This is a genomic window from Vibrio spartinae (assembly GCF_024347135.1).
Taxonomy (GTDB): domain Bacteria; phylum Pseudomonadota; class Gammaproteobacteria; order Enterobacterales; family Vibrionaceae; genus Vibrio; species Vibrio spartinae.
The window spans coordinates 1,075,484-1,088,033 of sequence record NZ_AP024907.1 but is presented as its reverse complement, the minus strand read 5'-3'; the positions used below and the strand labels follow the sequence as shown (position 1 = coordinate 1,088,033).

Sequence of the window (12,550 nt, the reverse complement as noted above, 5' to 3'; positions counted from 1 at the left end):
TCATCAGACCATTCAATAGGCGAGCAAAATACACGCCTTCCCTAAGACATTCAAGTCTGAAATTCTACCATAAGGATTCGTTTTTTAACGTTAGGTACGACTAAAGATTAATAGATATCTGACGTTCTGTGACAAACATGATACAAAATATCAATTATTTTCATGAGGTTACATAACTCAAAAAAATAAGCCCGCTGTGCGGGCTTATTGAATACTAAAAAGCTTATTGGACCTTCGTCAAGAGTCGGTTCACAGCGCTCAGGAATTGAGCAGGATCTTCCATTGAACCTCTTTCTGCCAGCATCGACTGACCTAACAGAATCTCAACCCAACGACCAAACTGCTCTTCATCCGGCTCATCCGCCATTTTTTTAACCAAATCATGCTCCGGATTTAACTCCAGAATATATTTCACTTCCGGTGCAGCCTGCCCCGCAGCTTCTAATAACTTCGCCATTTGTGTACCGATCTCATCATCATCGGTAACCACGACGGCTGGCGTCGAGGCAAGTTTGAATGTTGTACGAACTTCCTTAACACGCTCACCAAGATAAGATTGCGTTCTTTCGACGACTGTTTTAAACGCCTCTTCAGTCTCTTTATGTTTTTCTTTCTCAGCTTCGTCCTCGAACTGGCTCAAATCAAGTCCGGCTTTGGTGATGGATTGGAACTGCTTCCCATCAAACTCGGTGAGATAATTCATTAGCCATTCATCGATGCGGTCATACATCAGAACAACTTCAATGCCTTTAGACTTGAACTGTTCTAAGTGAGGACTGTTCTTCGCTGCCGCATAGCTGTCCGCCGTCAGATAGAAGATCTTATCCTGACCTTCTTTCATGCGTTCAACATACGCTTTCAGCCCGACATTCTGCTCAGAACTTTCGGTGTGTGTGGAGGCAAATCGTAGCAATCCGGCGATTTTTTCACGATTTGAGAAATCTTCAGCAGGACCTTCTTTCATGACCAGACCAAATTCTTTCCAGAATGTCTGATATTTTTCTTCATCGCTGGACATCCGCTCCAGCATCGATAACACGCGCTTGGTACATGCATTACGGAGTGACTGAGTCACTTTATTATCCTGCAAAATTTCACGAGATACGTTCAACGGCAAGTCATTTGAATCAATCAAGCCGCGAACAAACCGCAGATAAGAAGGCATAAACTGGGCAGCATCATCCATAATGAAAACACGCTGTACATAAAGTTTCAGACCACTTTTATGCTCACGGTTCATCATGTCCCACGGTGCTTTAGAAGGGATATACAATAAACTTGTATAATCATTTTTCCCTTCGACTTTGTTGTGGCTCCAGACTAATGGATCAGTAAAGTCATGAGACACATGTTTGTAAAACGCTTTGTACTCTTCCTCACTGATTTCGGATTTAGGTTGTGTCCATAGCGCTTCTGCTTTGTTGACTTTTTCCCACTCGGTTTCGCCGGTTTCCTTGCCTTCTTCATCGGTTTTGACCGTTTGGATATAAACAGGAATCCCAATATGATCAGAATACTTGGAAACCAGCTCTTTCAAACGCCATTCAGATAAGAACTCTTCACCCTCTTCACGTAAGTGCAGGATAATATCCGTACCACGACTCTCTTTGTGAATCGTTTCCAGCGTATATTCCCCTTCACCTTGAGAGTGCCATAAAACCCCTTCATCAGCGGAAAGGTTGGCATCACGAGTCCGGACAGTCACAGCATCGGCGACAATAAAAGCTGAATAGAAACCGACACCAAATTGACCAATTAACTGTGAATCTTTGACCTGATCATCAGATAGCTTGGTAAAAAACTCTTTTGTACCAGATTTAGCAATCGTCCCGAGGTTATCGATCACACTGTCCCGGCTCATACCGACACCATTGTCTGAAATCGTTAGCGTCTTCGCTTCTTTATCGAAAGACAGACGAACGGCAAGGTCAGCATCGCCTTGATATAGTTCTGAATTTGACAACGCCTGAAAGCGTAATTTATCAGCCGCATCAGATGCATTGGAGATCAATTCCCGTAAAAATATCTCTTTATTTGAATAGAGAGAATGAATCATCAGGTTCAGCAACTGCTTTACTTCTGACTGAAAACCACGCGTTTCTTTGTTGTTCGTAACCGTTTCGCTCATACTAGCTCCATGACTTAATACACTCATACTGATTCATAAGGTATACAAATATTCTTACTTGCTAGTAAAATGTGGGTCATGAAAGTGAATTCAAGGTTAGACAATCTAAAAACAGTGTTTTTTTCTAAAATTTTTATTATCCTGTGCTCAAGAAATCTCAATATACCTAAATGGCATCAAGAAAACTTAACTCGCCCTTAACTCAGACATTGAGATAATCACAAAACAAATCGTCAGTATTCAACACATAAAAAGAAGACATTGATGAATACCATAAGCTCAAAGTTCATTCTGGCTGAACGTTTTACTTTCGTTCCCAACAATAACTCGTTGGTCGATAAAGAAAATGATAATGAGACTATTCGGCTAGGGAGTAACGAAAGTAGAATTCTATTGATGCTTGCCCAGCATCCCAATGAGGTCATTCGTCGTAATGAGCTCCATGATTTTGTGTGGCGTAAACAAGGTTTCGAAGTCGATGACTCAAGTCTCACCCAAGCGATTTCGACACTGAGAAAAATGCTCAATGACTCCACCAAGTCACCGCGCTATATCAAAACGGTTCCCAAACGTGGCTATCAGTTGATCGCTAGCGTAGAGCCACTTCCTGCTGTTAATCCGAACACATCAGACAAAGATGGGTCTCAAGATCAGTCGGAGGCGTTACTGCCACTTCAGGAAGGTGCCTTGGTCGAATCGGCACATAGCACTGTCTCGGCACATAGCACTGTCACGGAATCTGAAAAAAGTTCGCTCGATATCACGTCCGATCAAGAGACTGTACCGATGACGCAATCGGCTTCTCAAAAAACGAGTTGGAAAACCAAACTGACTTTCCTGATCGCATTCATTTTACCAATTATTGCAGTCACGTATAACGGACCCACTCACTCTCAGTTTCGTAATTTAACAGTCATTGATGACATTCCGATTAATACGCCAAAAAGTCATCCTGAGTTAAATTCATGGCTGCCGTCCATTGAACTCTGTGTCAAAAAATACCGGGCTGCGCATTCGATGGACACACCACCGAGTCAGGTCATTGCCACCAGTGGCCAAGACAACAAAATGATACTGAACTATATCTACCCAATAGAACACAGTGACAAAAATGCCACCTTGAATATTGTTGTTAATCAAGAGGATCTCTCGAAGGTATGCCAGTGAAAAAGATGAACCAACGCATCGCGACGCTTACGCTACTTGCATCCATTGCTTTAAGTGCTTGGCTATACTGGGGGAGTGACCTGAAACTCAAGCAAGTGCTGATATCAAGTGAATGGCAGTCCAAAGTCGTCACCCTGATCGAAAGTAAAAATGAAGTCGCCTCGGTTGGTCCGCTCCGTCGGGTTGACGTTGTCTCGAACGTCAAATATCTCCCCAACAAAACATATATCCGTGTCTCCGTGATTCAGTTATATGCCAATGGGAAAGAACCAGAGAGTAAAATAGATATATCAGAAACCGGAACTTGGGAACTCAGTGAAAACTATCTACTGATCTCTCCGACCGAGTTTAAAGATGTTTCTTCCAGCGAGAGTAAAGATTTTACGCCAAAGCAATTAAATCTGATCAAGCAGTTTTTTAAAATGGATGCCCAACAAAGCAGACGAGTTGATATCATTGACAGTAAAACGCTGCTGCTGACCAGTCTCAATCACGACTCAACCATCCTCTTTAAAAACTAATTCTGTTGAAGAAAGTCAGTTTGTTACAGTCGGGGGGCTTGATTAAATCAGCCCCCTAAATGATGTAACAGACATCACGAAATAAACATTCACGCGGACTCGTTAGCTCAGCCAGAAAAAGAAATTGGGTGGATTTTTTGCTTTTTTTAGATGTATTTTTATATGATCACGTCACCCCAACGGTCCCTACTTGAGAACAGTATTCATGCAAAAAATTAATATTCGTATTTTCTACTGCCGTCAATGTAATTGGATGTTGCGCGCCTCTTGGTTAGCACAAGAGTTACTCCATACATTCAGTGAAGAGATCGAGCAAGTTTCGCTCTGTCCGGATACAGGCGGGCGTTTCGAGATTTTCTGTAATGAGATTCAGATTTGGGAACGGCAGAAAGACCAAGGTTTTCCCGACGCCAAGACGCTGAAGCAACGCGTTCGGGATGTATTCGATCCCGAACGCAATTTAGGTCATATTGATCGATAAACGGCTCTTCTGGGCAATCTCATCCATCTCTCATGCCCGGTGAGCCTCTTCTTACTCAAGATCGTCTTCTTCAAGCATTCCATTGACGACAATATTATTGTAGCTAACCATACCGATCACTTTGCCATGTTCAATCACAGGCGCTCGGCTGATACCAAACCGCTCAAATAAACGCGCACAATATTTAACCTTCATATCAGGGTTCACTGACAATGCAGGTTTCGTCATGATCTCATAAATATTCGTCCGCTTTGAGGAACGGTTACTGGCGAGCACTTTTTTAGCAATGTCATTCATCAGTACAATACCGAACTCATCATCATCTTGGCGTTTATTGACAATCAAAGCTTTGAGCTGCTGCTGTTTGGCAATTCGAATCGCTTCATAGACCGTCATCAAACCATCAACAAGGGCATAGGTCTCGGTCATCACATCACGGACTCTCACACTATCGTGTCTATTCATAATTCGTCCTCAACATATTTGGTTAACTTTTCAACCTGATGAGAGATGCCAACGACATCTTCAATATCAATTTGAAAGGCGATTCCCTGCCCCGACTCCGTTTCAAACTCCCCGACTTCATTAATTGTCTCCAAAATCTGACGAGACAAATGCTCTTCAACGACAAAGAGCACCATATCCTTCTGTACCTCCAATGTCAGACCAAAGAAGGTGGTTTTCTGATTGAGACCTTCTCCTCTGGCATTATTGATCACAGTTGCGCCTGTCGCTCCTGCTTGTCTGGCGGCGTCTAATACTTTGTCTGTTTTGCCATCTTCAACAAAGGCAACGATTAATTTAAAGCGCATTGTCTTTTTTCTCCATCAGAGAGCGTTTACGATTCAACCACTGTGTCACTTGCGCATATCCCATCACAGATATCATGGGAAAAAGGCTAGCGAATGCGATCAAACCAAATCCATCGATCAACGGACTCCGCCCCGGAACCGTTGATGCAAGTCCTAACCCCAGCGCCGTAACAACGGGTACAGTGACCGTTGATGTGGTGACGCCGCCGGAATCATAAGCTAAAGGCACGATCATCTTGGGGGCATAAAATGTCTGAATCACCACCAGCAAATAACCAATAATGATGTAATAATGCAACGGGTCACCCACGACAATGCGGTAACTCCCCAACGTAATACCGAATGCCACACCTAAAGCGACTGCAATCCTCAAACCATTCACACCAATCGAACCACCAGACACTTTATTGGCTTTAATCGCAACAGCAATCAAAGATGGTTCAGCGATCGTCGTACTAAACCCGATACAAAATGCAAACAGATAAACCCAATAGTAATTGATCCAATGGTACAGTTCTGCATCATTCAAACGGACTTGAGCAAGAAATGAGGGCGCGGTCAACTGCTGGGCCATCATCTCCCCCAGCGGAAACAATGCGGCATCTAACCCCATTAAGAAAAGAGACAGTCCCAGAATGACGTACCCAAACCCTAGAATCACATGGGGTAAACGGGCAACAGGCTTACGCAATATGACCAACTGAAATACAAACAAAATGACAGCAATCGGTAACACATCCAGAATTGTGGTCCATAAAACTTGAAAGAAATGTGTCATGGTTATCATGCTATCGCCATCCCAAAAATCATCACAAAAATCATCGGGAGCAGCGATGCAAACGCGATCAGTCCAAACCCATCCACCATTGGATTGCGCCCTTTAATCGAAGAGGCCAGTCCAACCCCTAACGCGGTCACCAAAGGAACCGTAATCGTCGATGTTGTTACACCGCCTGAGTCATAAGCAATCCCGATAATGGTTTCAGGTGCGAAAACGGTCAGGATCATGACACACGAATAACCACAGATAATCATCAAGTGAATCGACCACCCCTTCAGAATTCTCAAGACCCCTAAAACAATGGCAAGACCGACTGACAAGGCCACTGTTAATCGTAATCCCATGGTATAGTCATTCATCGATTGCGCAGTCATCTCAATCACACCACCCGAGGCTGCGATCTTTGCAGCCTCAGCAGCAACCGCTGTCAATGCCGGCTCTGCAATCGTGGTTCCAAACCCCAAACAAAAAGCGAACCCTAATAACCCGAACAAACTCCCTTTCTTAGCAAGTGCCTGAGCCATACTTTCACCGATCGGAAACAACCCCATTTCCAAACCAAAAATAAAAAACGTCAAGCCGAGAACAACAAATAACAATCCCCCCAAAATTGAAATCAAATCCGGGAGAGGTTGTTGCAAAATGATTAACTGGAAAAATGCAATAACCAAAATAATCGGGAGTAGATCTTTAAAACTTCCCAGCATGACTCTGAGTAACGCGATGAATGCTTTCATTTCTCCTCACTTGAGCCAAACTGACACCCCCATCCCGAGAGGAAAAGGTCTTTGTGGCGAGCATCTTTGACGAGCTGCATGGTATGGAACAACTTGATTATATGATGACAGATCCGTATAAGATTGCGTGTGACTTTGCTAAATTCATCGGCTAAAACCAAGAACCAATCACAAAAATATAACACGAACACCTCCGCGGCTCCGCGGCTCTACTTTCTGAAATCATTTATGATTACTCTATATATAATGAAATGTAATGAATAAAACCAACGGATAGAATCACCTCAAACCATCACAGGTATATTCGAACAACATGAAATGGATAGGATATGAAAATATTGATTACCGGCGGTTCAGGACTCATCGGCAGTGAATTAATCAAGCAGCTTATCACCCATGAACATGAAATTGTTGTATTGACTCGTTCAGAGAAACAAACTCGGGAAAAGCTCAGTCATCTTACCCATTATCCCCTTGAATTGATCGCCAGCTTAGACAACCTCCATGATCTCAACCATGTCGATGCTGTGATTAACCTCGCCGGAGAACCAATTGCTGATCGGCGATGGACGGATACGCAGAAACAAGCCATTTGTCAGAGTCGCTGGCAAATCACTGAAAAACTTGTTGAGCTCATTCATGCCAGTTCATCTCCACCATCCGTGTTCATCAGTGGCTCTGCTGTCGGTTTCTACGGTGATCAACAAGATCATCCGATTGATGAAAGCCTGCAAGTTCAAAGTAATGAGTTCTCTCACTCAGTGTGTGTCACCTGGGAAAATATCGCCAAAAAAGCTGAGTCTGAAAGTACCCGGGTTTGCCTACTCAGAACAGGGGTCGTTCTATCAGCAGACGGTGGCGCATTACAAAAAATGCTGCTGCCCTATCGGTTCGGTTGCGGGGGCCGGATAGGCTCGGGCAATCAGTATCTGCCTTGGATTCATATTTATGATATGGTTCAGGGCATTCTTTTTTTATTAGCGACCACCTATGCTCACGGGCCATTCAACCTCTGCGCCCCCCATCCGGTTTCGAACAAAATCTTCAGTAAAACACTGGCAAAAACACTGCACAGACCCCATGTGATGTCGGTTCCTGCGTGGGCAATTCGGCTGATCATGGGAGAATCAGCGACACTACTGCTCGATAGCACTCACGCGAAGCCGAAAAAATTAACAGAACTCGGATTTAAATTTCAGTACTCTCATCTGGAACCAGCACTCAAACAGATTTTGCAGACATTGCCATAACATCAATCGGTGGTGTGGCAATGACGGCATCCCCACGAGGAAACTATGTCTAAAACAATACTCATCACCGGATGCTCATCGGGTATCGGCTACGTCACTGCTCATGCTTTACATCAACAAGGCTATCACGTCATTGCCTCATGCAGACACATTGCAGATGTACAACGACTTCAAGATGAAGGCCTGACAGCGATCCATCTTGATGTAACCAATCCGGCAACCATTGACGCCGCGATCGAAGACGTGATGGCACGAACCAATCACCGTCTCGATGCGCTGTTCAATAACGGTGCTTATGGTCAACCCGGTGCGCTTGAAGACCTCCCCACTCAGGCAATGAGAGCGCAATTCGAAACCAATTTTTTTGGTTGGCACGATCTCACCACCAAACTGCTACCACACTTTCGCCGACAAGGTCATGGCAGGATCATTCAGAATAGTTCGGTTCTGGGATTTGCTGCGATGAAATATCGCGGTGCCTATAATGCCTCAAAATTTGCACTCGAAGGCTGGAGTGATACGCTGCGTCTCGAACTCAAACAAACTGACATTCATATCAGTATTCTTGAGCCCGGGCCAATCGAGACACAATTTCGCGAAAATGCACTGGCGGCATTCTTACGTTGGGTGACACCACAAAACAGTGTTCACGCCCAAGCATATCAACAACAGATTGAGCGCCTGAATCAAGAAAAGTCCAACAATCGGTTCACATTGCCACCGGAAGACTGTCTGCCTTCAATTCTTCATGCCTTAGAAAGCCCCACGCCCAAAATCCGATATCGAATTACCAGACCCACACAAGTTTTTGCCGTGCTTAAACGCCTGCTGCCAACCCGCTGGCTTGATGACATTCTCAACAAAGCCGCTTAGAAGACCGAGAAAAAAGCATCGCGGAAGGCTGTCATGATTATTTCATAATCACCTTCTAATATGCTCATTGTTCTCGACCGAGAATGCCACATTTCTGGAATCGGTAAAAATGAGTCTCAATCAGCTAAACTGGCTAAGCATTTGTGTTGTCGTGATATTTCTCATCATGTTTTAATCGCGAGCCTGTCTGGTAAAATCAATCGATACACATCAGGATCAGTACCGACTGACGCAGATTTATCAATGGATATCGTCGGTTTTACTTGATTTTTAACAACCCGCCCACACTTATATGCTATTGCCCATTGAATTCAGGAAGTTCACCGTATGCATACACCACTTCACGTTGATGTCACCCAAGAAAATATCAGAGAACTACTAGAGGGCTCTTTTTCTGCGCCGATCCTATTTTATTTTTGGGCACCGATGGACGAATCCAGTGCAGCGCTGATCCAGCCTTTGCAAGGATTAGCACAAAAATATCAGGGGGCTTTTACACTCGCTTTACTGAATTGCCAGGAAGAACAAGCCATCGCGGCACAGTTTGGCATCCAGTCAATCCCGACACTGGCTCTCTTCTCTCAAGGGCGTCCAGTGGATGGATTGGGTGGTCCGCAAAGCATTGAGTCAGTTACCGCAATGCTTGAGAAACATCTTCCCAGCCAAGACGAAATGAATTTGCAACAAGCGCTGGCGATGATAGAACAGCAAGAATATGTTCAGGCGCTGACTTTATTACAAGCACTTCCTGAAACACTGAAAAATAAAGGTGAAGTAAAACTTGCCTTAGCCAATTGCCTATTGGAAACCCAGCAGTTTGAAGCGGCAGAAACGCTCTTACAACATATTCCTTTAGAATTTCAGGATAATGAGTACAAGCGCTTGCTCGCTCAATTGGAATTACACCATCAAGCCGCCAATAGTCCGGAAATTGTTGCGCTAGAAGATGCATTGCAGCGTTCTCCACAAGATATGAAACTCGCCTGCGAATTAGCCGCACAATACCATCAGGTTAAGCGAGACGAAGAAGCCCTGACACTTCTCTGGTCATTTTTGAGCACAGATCTCAATGCGTATGATGGGGAGATGAAAAAAATGTTTATGGATATTCTGAGTGCATTGGGACAAGGAAATCCATTGGCAAGTCAGTATCGTCGCAAACTCTATTCGATGCTCTACTGATTTCACACAGCTGACCGGTGAGTGAACTCTCAATGATGACGCTCAGGGTTGCTGATGAGAGGACTGCCCCTTTAAATCATCAATAATGGGGCAGTCGCTGTTATCATCACCGGGACATTCAGCAATCCATTGTTCCAACTGAGACTGAATGAGCTGTAACTCATTCAGCTTGCGGGTGACTTGTGTCAGTTTCTTTCGAGCTTCAGCTTTCACTGCACAACTTTTACGACTTGGATCATTTGCCAAATGAACCAGTAACTTACATTCTTCAAGATTAAAGCCAACCCGTTTTGCCCGGGCGATCAACAGTAAATCATCAATGTGTGACTGCTGATAAACCCGATAGCCGTTCTCCCCACGTAGCGGCGGTGACAATATACCTTTTTCTTCATAAAGTCGGATTGATTTGGCAGTCAAGCCAGTCAGCTTTGACACTTCACTGATATTCACCGAGACCTCCCGATGCCGTAACATTCAATAAACAGTCGTATTCAATAAACAGTCGTATTCAATAAACAAGTCACATCCAAGAAACAATATGTGTATTGGCGTGATCAGGAGAGTGATGCGATCAAAGCCATCATATCTTGCTCCGATTGTACCTCGATGCCGAGCGCCTGCGCTTTGGTTAGTTTAGAGCCCGCATTGTCACCTGCAAATAACATATCGGTATTTTTAGACACGCTCCCCGTAACCTTTGCTCCCATCGCTTCCAGAGCCGCTTTGGCATCCTGACGCGATAACTCGGTCAGCGTACCGGTCAAGACCACCGTTTTCCCAGCCAACGGTAAAGCTTCCGGCGCTTCAGCAGCAACCATGTCAGGCCATGTAATCCCCCTCGACAACAAATCATCAACGACGTGCTGATTCTTCTCTTCTGAGAAAAAAGCAATAATATGACTCGCGACAATCGCTCCAATATCATTCACTTCAATCAACGCCTCGTGCGTCGCATGGCGGACATTCTCCAAAGTAAGGAAATACCGCGCTAAATTATTGGCTGTCGCCTCCCCGACTTCCCGAATACCAAGTGAATATAAAAAGCGAGGCAAGGTAGTTGACTTCGATTGTTGTAACGCTTGCACCACATTTTGTGCGGATTTCGGGCCCATTCGGTCGAGCACGGTTAATTGACCTGCGGAAAGACGATATAAATCAGCCGGTGTTTTGATCATCTCTTTATCCACCAGCTGTTCAATGACTTTATCACCCAAACCATCAACATCCATGGCTTTACGAGAGACAAAGTGCTTCAGCGCTTCTTTTCGCTGCGCCTGACACACCAAACCTCCGGTACACCGTGTAACGGCTTCCCCTTCAATCCGTTCAACATCAGAATGACAAATCGGACAATGTGACGGGAAGACTATCTCCTGACCATCGTCAGGCCGCTGCTCGATGACAACAGAAACAATTTGTGGAATGACGTCACCGGCACGACGAATCACCACCGTATCCCCGATACGGACACCTAATCGGGCAATTTCATCGACATTATGTAATGTGGCATTACTCACCGTCACACCACCGACAAATACCGGTTCCAGTTTCGCGACAGGTGTGATCGCCCCCGTTCTGCCGACCTGAAATTCAACATCTTTCAAACGGGTCATTTCTTCTTGTGCAGGAAACTTGTAGGCGATGGCCCAACGTGGCGCTTTTGAGATAAATCCGAGCTGTTCTTGCAGCGCCAGATCATCAACCTTAATCACCACACCATCAATCTCATAAGCCAGATTATCCCGACGCTGTAATATGTCCTGATAATACATCTTCACCATATCCAGATTCGCAACCTGACTGGTTTCAGGGCACATTGGCAGCCCCCACTGCTTTAACTGTGTCAGACGTTCATAATGTGAAGATGCCAGTGTTGTACCTTCAACCACACCAATACCATAGGCGTAAAAACTGAGCCGGCGTTTTGCTGTAATCCGTGAGTCAAGCTGTCTTAAGCTACCCGCTGCCGCATTTCTCGGGTTAACAAACGTTTTTTCACCTTTCTTGATTGCAGCTTCATTGAGTGCTTCAAATCCGGCTTTGGGCATAAAGACCTCTCCCCGAACTTCAATGCGAACCGGCCAATCATCCCCTCTGAGTTTTAATGGAATTGCGCGGATCGTTTTCACATTCTCGGTGATATTTTCCCCGGTAGTACCATCGCCACGCGTTGCAGCCCGTACCAAAACACCATTCTCATAAAGCAAGCTGACGGCCAGACCGTCCAGTTTGGGTTCACAACAGAACAGAGCAATACGCTGTCCGGCTAAACGTTCATTCATGCGTCGCGAAAAGCTGTCCAACTCCTGATCGTCAAAAGCATTATCTAATGACAGCATCGGGATCTCATGTTGGACGGTTTCAAAACCATCAAGTGGCATCCCACCGACACGCTGTGAAGGAGAATCCGGAGCAATGAACTCGGGATTTGCTTCCTCCAGCGCGATCAGTTCTCTCATCAGGCGATCATATTCTGCATCAGGAATCGATGGATTATCTTCAACGTAATATAAGATCGAGTGATGGTGGAGCGAGTCCCGCAATTCTTGAATTTTTTGTTCTATGGTCTGCATGTTTTACTTCTCGGATTCATGAAAAAAGGCTCCATGCCGGAGCCT

13 protein-coding genes are annotated in these 12,550 nt (G+C 44.9%); 6 read left to right on the top strand and 7 right to left on the bottom strand.

Translation table 11 applies throughout. The features are described 5' to 3' along the window. Window positions 1-223 precede the first annotated feature (223 nt). The gene (gene htpG / locus OCU60_RS05085) at window positions 224-2,128 is read right to left on the bottom strand and encodes a molecular chaperone HtpG (RefSeq protein ID WP_074374092.1); all 1,905 of its coding nucleotides are present in this window, start codon (window positions 2,126-2,128) and stop codon (window positions 224-226) included. 264 nt (window positions 2,129-2,392) lie between these two features. Between htpG and OCU60_RS05080 the strand changes: the two genes are divergently transcribed. The 3 genes from OCU60_RS05080 (at window position 2,393) to OCU60_RS05070 (ending at window position 4,297) form a co-directional block, all read left to right on the top strand. Further along, window positions 2,393-3,295 (top strand): transcriptional regulator, encoded by a 903-nt coding sequence (locus OCU60_RS05080; RefSeq protein WP_074374093.1) that lies wholly within the window; start codon window positions 2,393-2,395, stop codon window positions 3,293-3,295. A gap of 5 nt (window positions 3,296-3,300) precedes the next feature. Further along, window positions 3,301-3,816, top strand: a complete 516-nt coding sequence (locus OCU60_RS05075; RefSeq protein WP_074374290.1) for a regulatory protein ToxS — start codon at window positions 3,301-3,303, stop codon at window positions 3,814-3,816. Window positions 3,817-4,021: 205 nt separating this feature from the next. Next, window positions 4,022-4,297, top strand: a complete 276-nt coding sequence (locus OCU60_RS05070) for a SelT/SelW/SelH family protein (protein ID WP_074374094.1) — start codon at window positions 4,022-4,024, stop codon at window positions 4,295-4,297. Between the two features lie 51 nt (window positions 4,298-4,348). Here the strand turns inward: OCU60_RS05070 and OCU60_RS05065 are convergent, their stop codons facing one another. From OCU60_RS05065 to OCU60_RS05050, 4 genes are read right to left on the bottom strand one after another with little or no spacing between them, the layout of a single operon-like run. Continuing rightward, the gene (locus OCU60_RS05065; protein ID WP_074374095.1) at window positions 4,349-4,762 is read right to left on the bottom strand and encodes a CBS domain-containing protein; all 414 of its coding nucleotides are present in this window, start codon (window positions 4,760-4,762) and stop codon (window positions 4,349-4,351) included. Next, a complete protein-coding gene (locus tag OCU60_RS05060) occupies window positions 4,759-5,109 on the bottom strand; it encodes a P-II family nitrogen regulator (RefSeq protein WP_074374096.1) in 351 nt (116 codons plus the stop codon). Before OCU60_RS05060 ends, OCU60_RS05065 begins: the two co-directional genes overlap by 4 nt. Next, a complete protein-coding gene (locus OCU60_RS05055) occupies window positions 5,099-5,896 on the bottom strand; it encodes a DUF1538 domain-containing protein (RefSeq protein ID WP_074374097.1) in 798 nt (265 codons plus the stop codon). The genes OCU60_RS05060 and OCU60_RS05055 overlap by 11 nt, the downstream gene beginning before the upstream one ends. Further along, window positions 5,893-6,627: a DUF1538 domain-containing protein gene (locus tag OCU60_RS05050; protein ID WP_074374098.1), complete on the bottom strand. Its 735-nt coding sequence runs from the start codon at window positions 6,625-6,627 to the stop codon at window positions 5,893-5,895. The genes OCU60_RS05055 and OCU60_RS05050 overlap by 4 nt, the downstream gene beginning before the upstream one ends. Window positions 6,628-6,956: 329 nt before the next feature. On the opposite strand from OCU60_RS05050, the gene OCU60_RS05045 reads away from it, so the two are divergent. The 3 genes from OCU60_RS05045 (at window position 6,957) to OCU60_RS05035 (ending at window position 9,932) form a co-directional block, all read left to right on the top strand. Further along, window positions 6,957-7,877 (top strand): TIGR01777 family oxidoreductase, encoded by a 921-nt coding sequence (locus OCU60_RS05045; RefSeq protein ID WP_074374099.1) that lies wholly within the window; start codon window positions 6,957-6,959, stop codon window positions 7,875-7,877. 45 nt (window positions 7,878-7,922) lie between these two features. Next, window positions 7,923-8,750 (top strand): SDR family oxidoreductase, encoded by an 828-nt coding sequence (locus OCU60_RS05040; RefSeq protein WP_074374100.1) that lies wholly within the window; start codon window positions 7,923-7,925, stop codon window positions 8,748-8,750. A gap of 327 nt (window positions 8,751-9,077) precedes the next feature. Next, window positions 9,078-9,932 carry a co-chaperone YbbN gene (locus OCU60_RS05035; protein WP_074374101.1) on the top strand — a complete coding sequence of 285 codons (855 nt, stop codon included), beginning with the start codon at window positions 9,078-9,080 and terminating at the stop codon, window positions 9,930-9,932. Between the two features lie 42 nt (window positions 9,933-9,974). Here the strand turns inward: OCU60_RS05035 and cueR are convergent, their stop codons facing one another. Together cueR and ligA are read right to left on the bottom strand one after the other, a co-directional pair. Then, window positions 9,975-10,382 carry a Cu(I)-responsive transcriptional regulator gene (gene cueR / locus OCU60_RS05030; protein WP_074374291.1) on the bottom strand — a complete coding sequence of 136 codons (408 nt, stop codon included), beginning with the start codon at window positions 10,380-10,382 and terminating at the stop codon, window positions 9,975-9,977. A 104-nt stretch (window positions 10,383-10,486) separates the two neighbouring features. Then, window positions 10,487-12,505 carry an NAD-dependent DNA ligase LigA gene (gene ligA / locus OCU60_RS05025; RefSeq protein ID WP_074374102.1) on the bottom strand — a complete coding sequence of 673 codons (2,019 nt, stop codon included), beginning with the start codon at window positions 12,503-12,505 and terminating at the stop codon, window positions 10,487-10,489. Window positions 12,506-12,550 lie beyond the last annotated feature (45 nt).

Bases quoted from the DNA above. Each gene is read 5' to 3' on its own strand.
- OCU60_RS05045 (WP_074374099.1), top strand. From the start codon at position 6,957: ATGAAAATATTGATTACCGGCGGTTCAGGACTCATCGGCAGTGAATTA.
- OCU60_RS05080 (WP_074374093.1), top strand. From the start codon at position 2,393: ATGAATACCATAAGCTCAAAGTTCATTCTGGCTGAACGTTTTACTTTC.
- OCU60_RS05055 (WP_074374097.1), bottom strand. From the start codon at position 5,896: ATGATAACCATGACACATTTCTTTCAAGTTTTATGGACCACAATTCTG.
- OCU60_RS05070 (WP_074374094.1), top strand. From the start codon at position 4,022: ATGCAAAAAATTAATATTCGTATTTTCTACTGCCGTCAATGTAATTGG.
- OCU60_RS05060 (WP_074374096.1), bottom strand. From the start codon at position 5,109: ATGCGCTTTAAATTAATCGTTGCCTTTGTTGAAGATGGCAAAACAGAC.
- OCU60_RS05065 (WP_074374095.1), bottom strand. From the start codon at position 4,762: ATGAATAGACACGATAGTGTGAGAGTCCGTGATGTGATGACCGAGACC.
- OCU60_RS05040 (WP_074374100.1), top strand. From the start codon at position 7,923: ATGTCTAAAACAATACTCATCACCGGATGCTCATCGGGTATCGGCTAC.
- ligA (WP_074374102.1), bottom strand. From the start codon at position 12,505: ATGCAGACCATAGAACAAAAAATTCAAGAATTGCGGGACTCGCTCCAC.
- OCU60_RS05050 (WP_074374098.1), bottom strand. From the start codon at position 6,627: ATGAAAGCATTCATCGCGTTACTCAGAGTCATGCTGGGAAGTTTTAAA.
- OCU60_RS05035 (WP_074374101.1), top strand. From the start codon at position 9,078: ATGCATACACCACTTCACGTTGATGTCACCCAAGAAAATATCAGAGAA.
- htpG (WP_074374092.1), bottom strand. From the start codon at position 2,128: ATGAGCGAAACGGTTACGAACAACAAAGAAACGCGTGGTTTTCAGTCA.
- OCU60_RS05075 (WP_074374290.1), top strand. From the start codon at position 3,301: ATGAACCAACGCATCGCGACGCTTACGCTACTTGCATCCATTGCTTTA.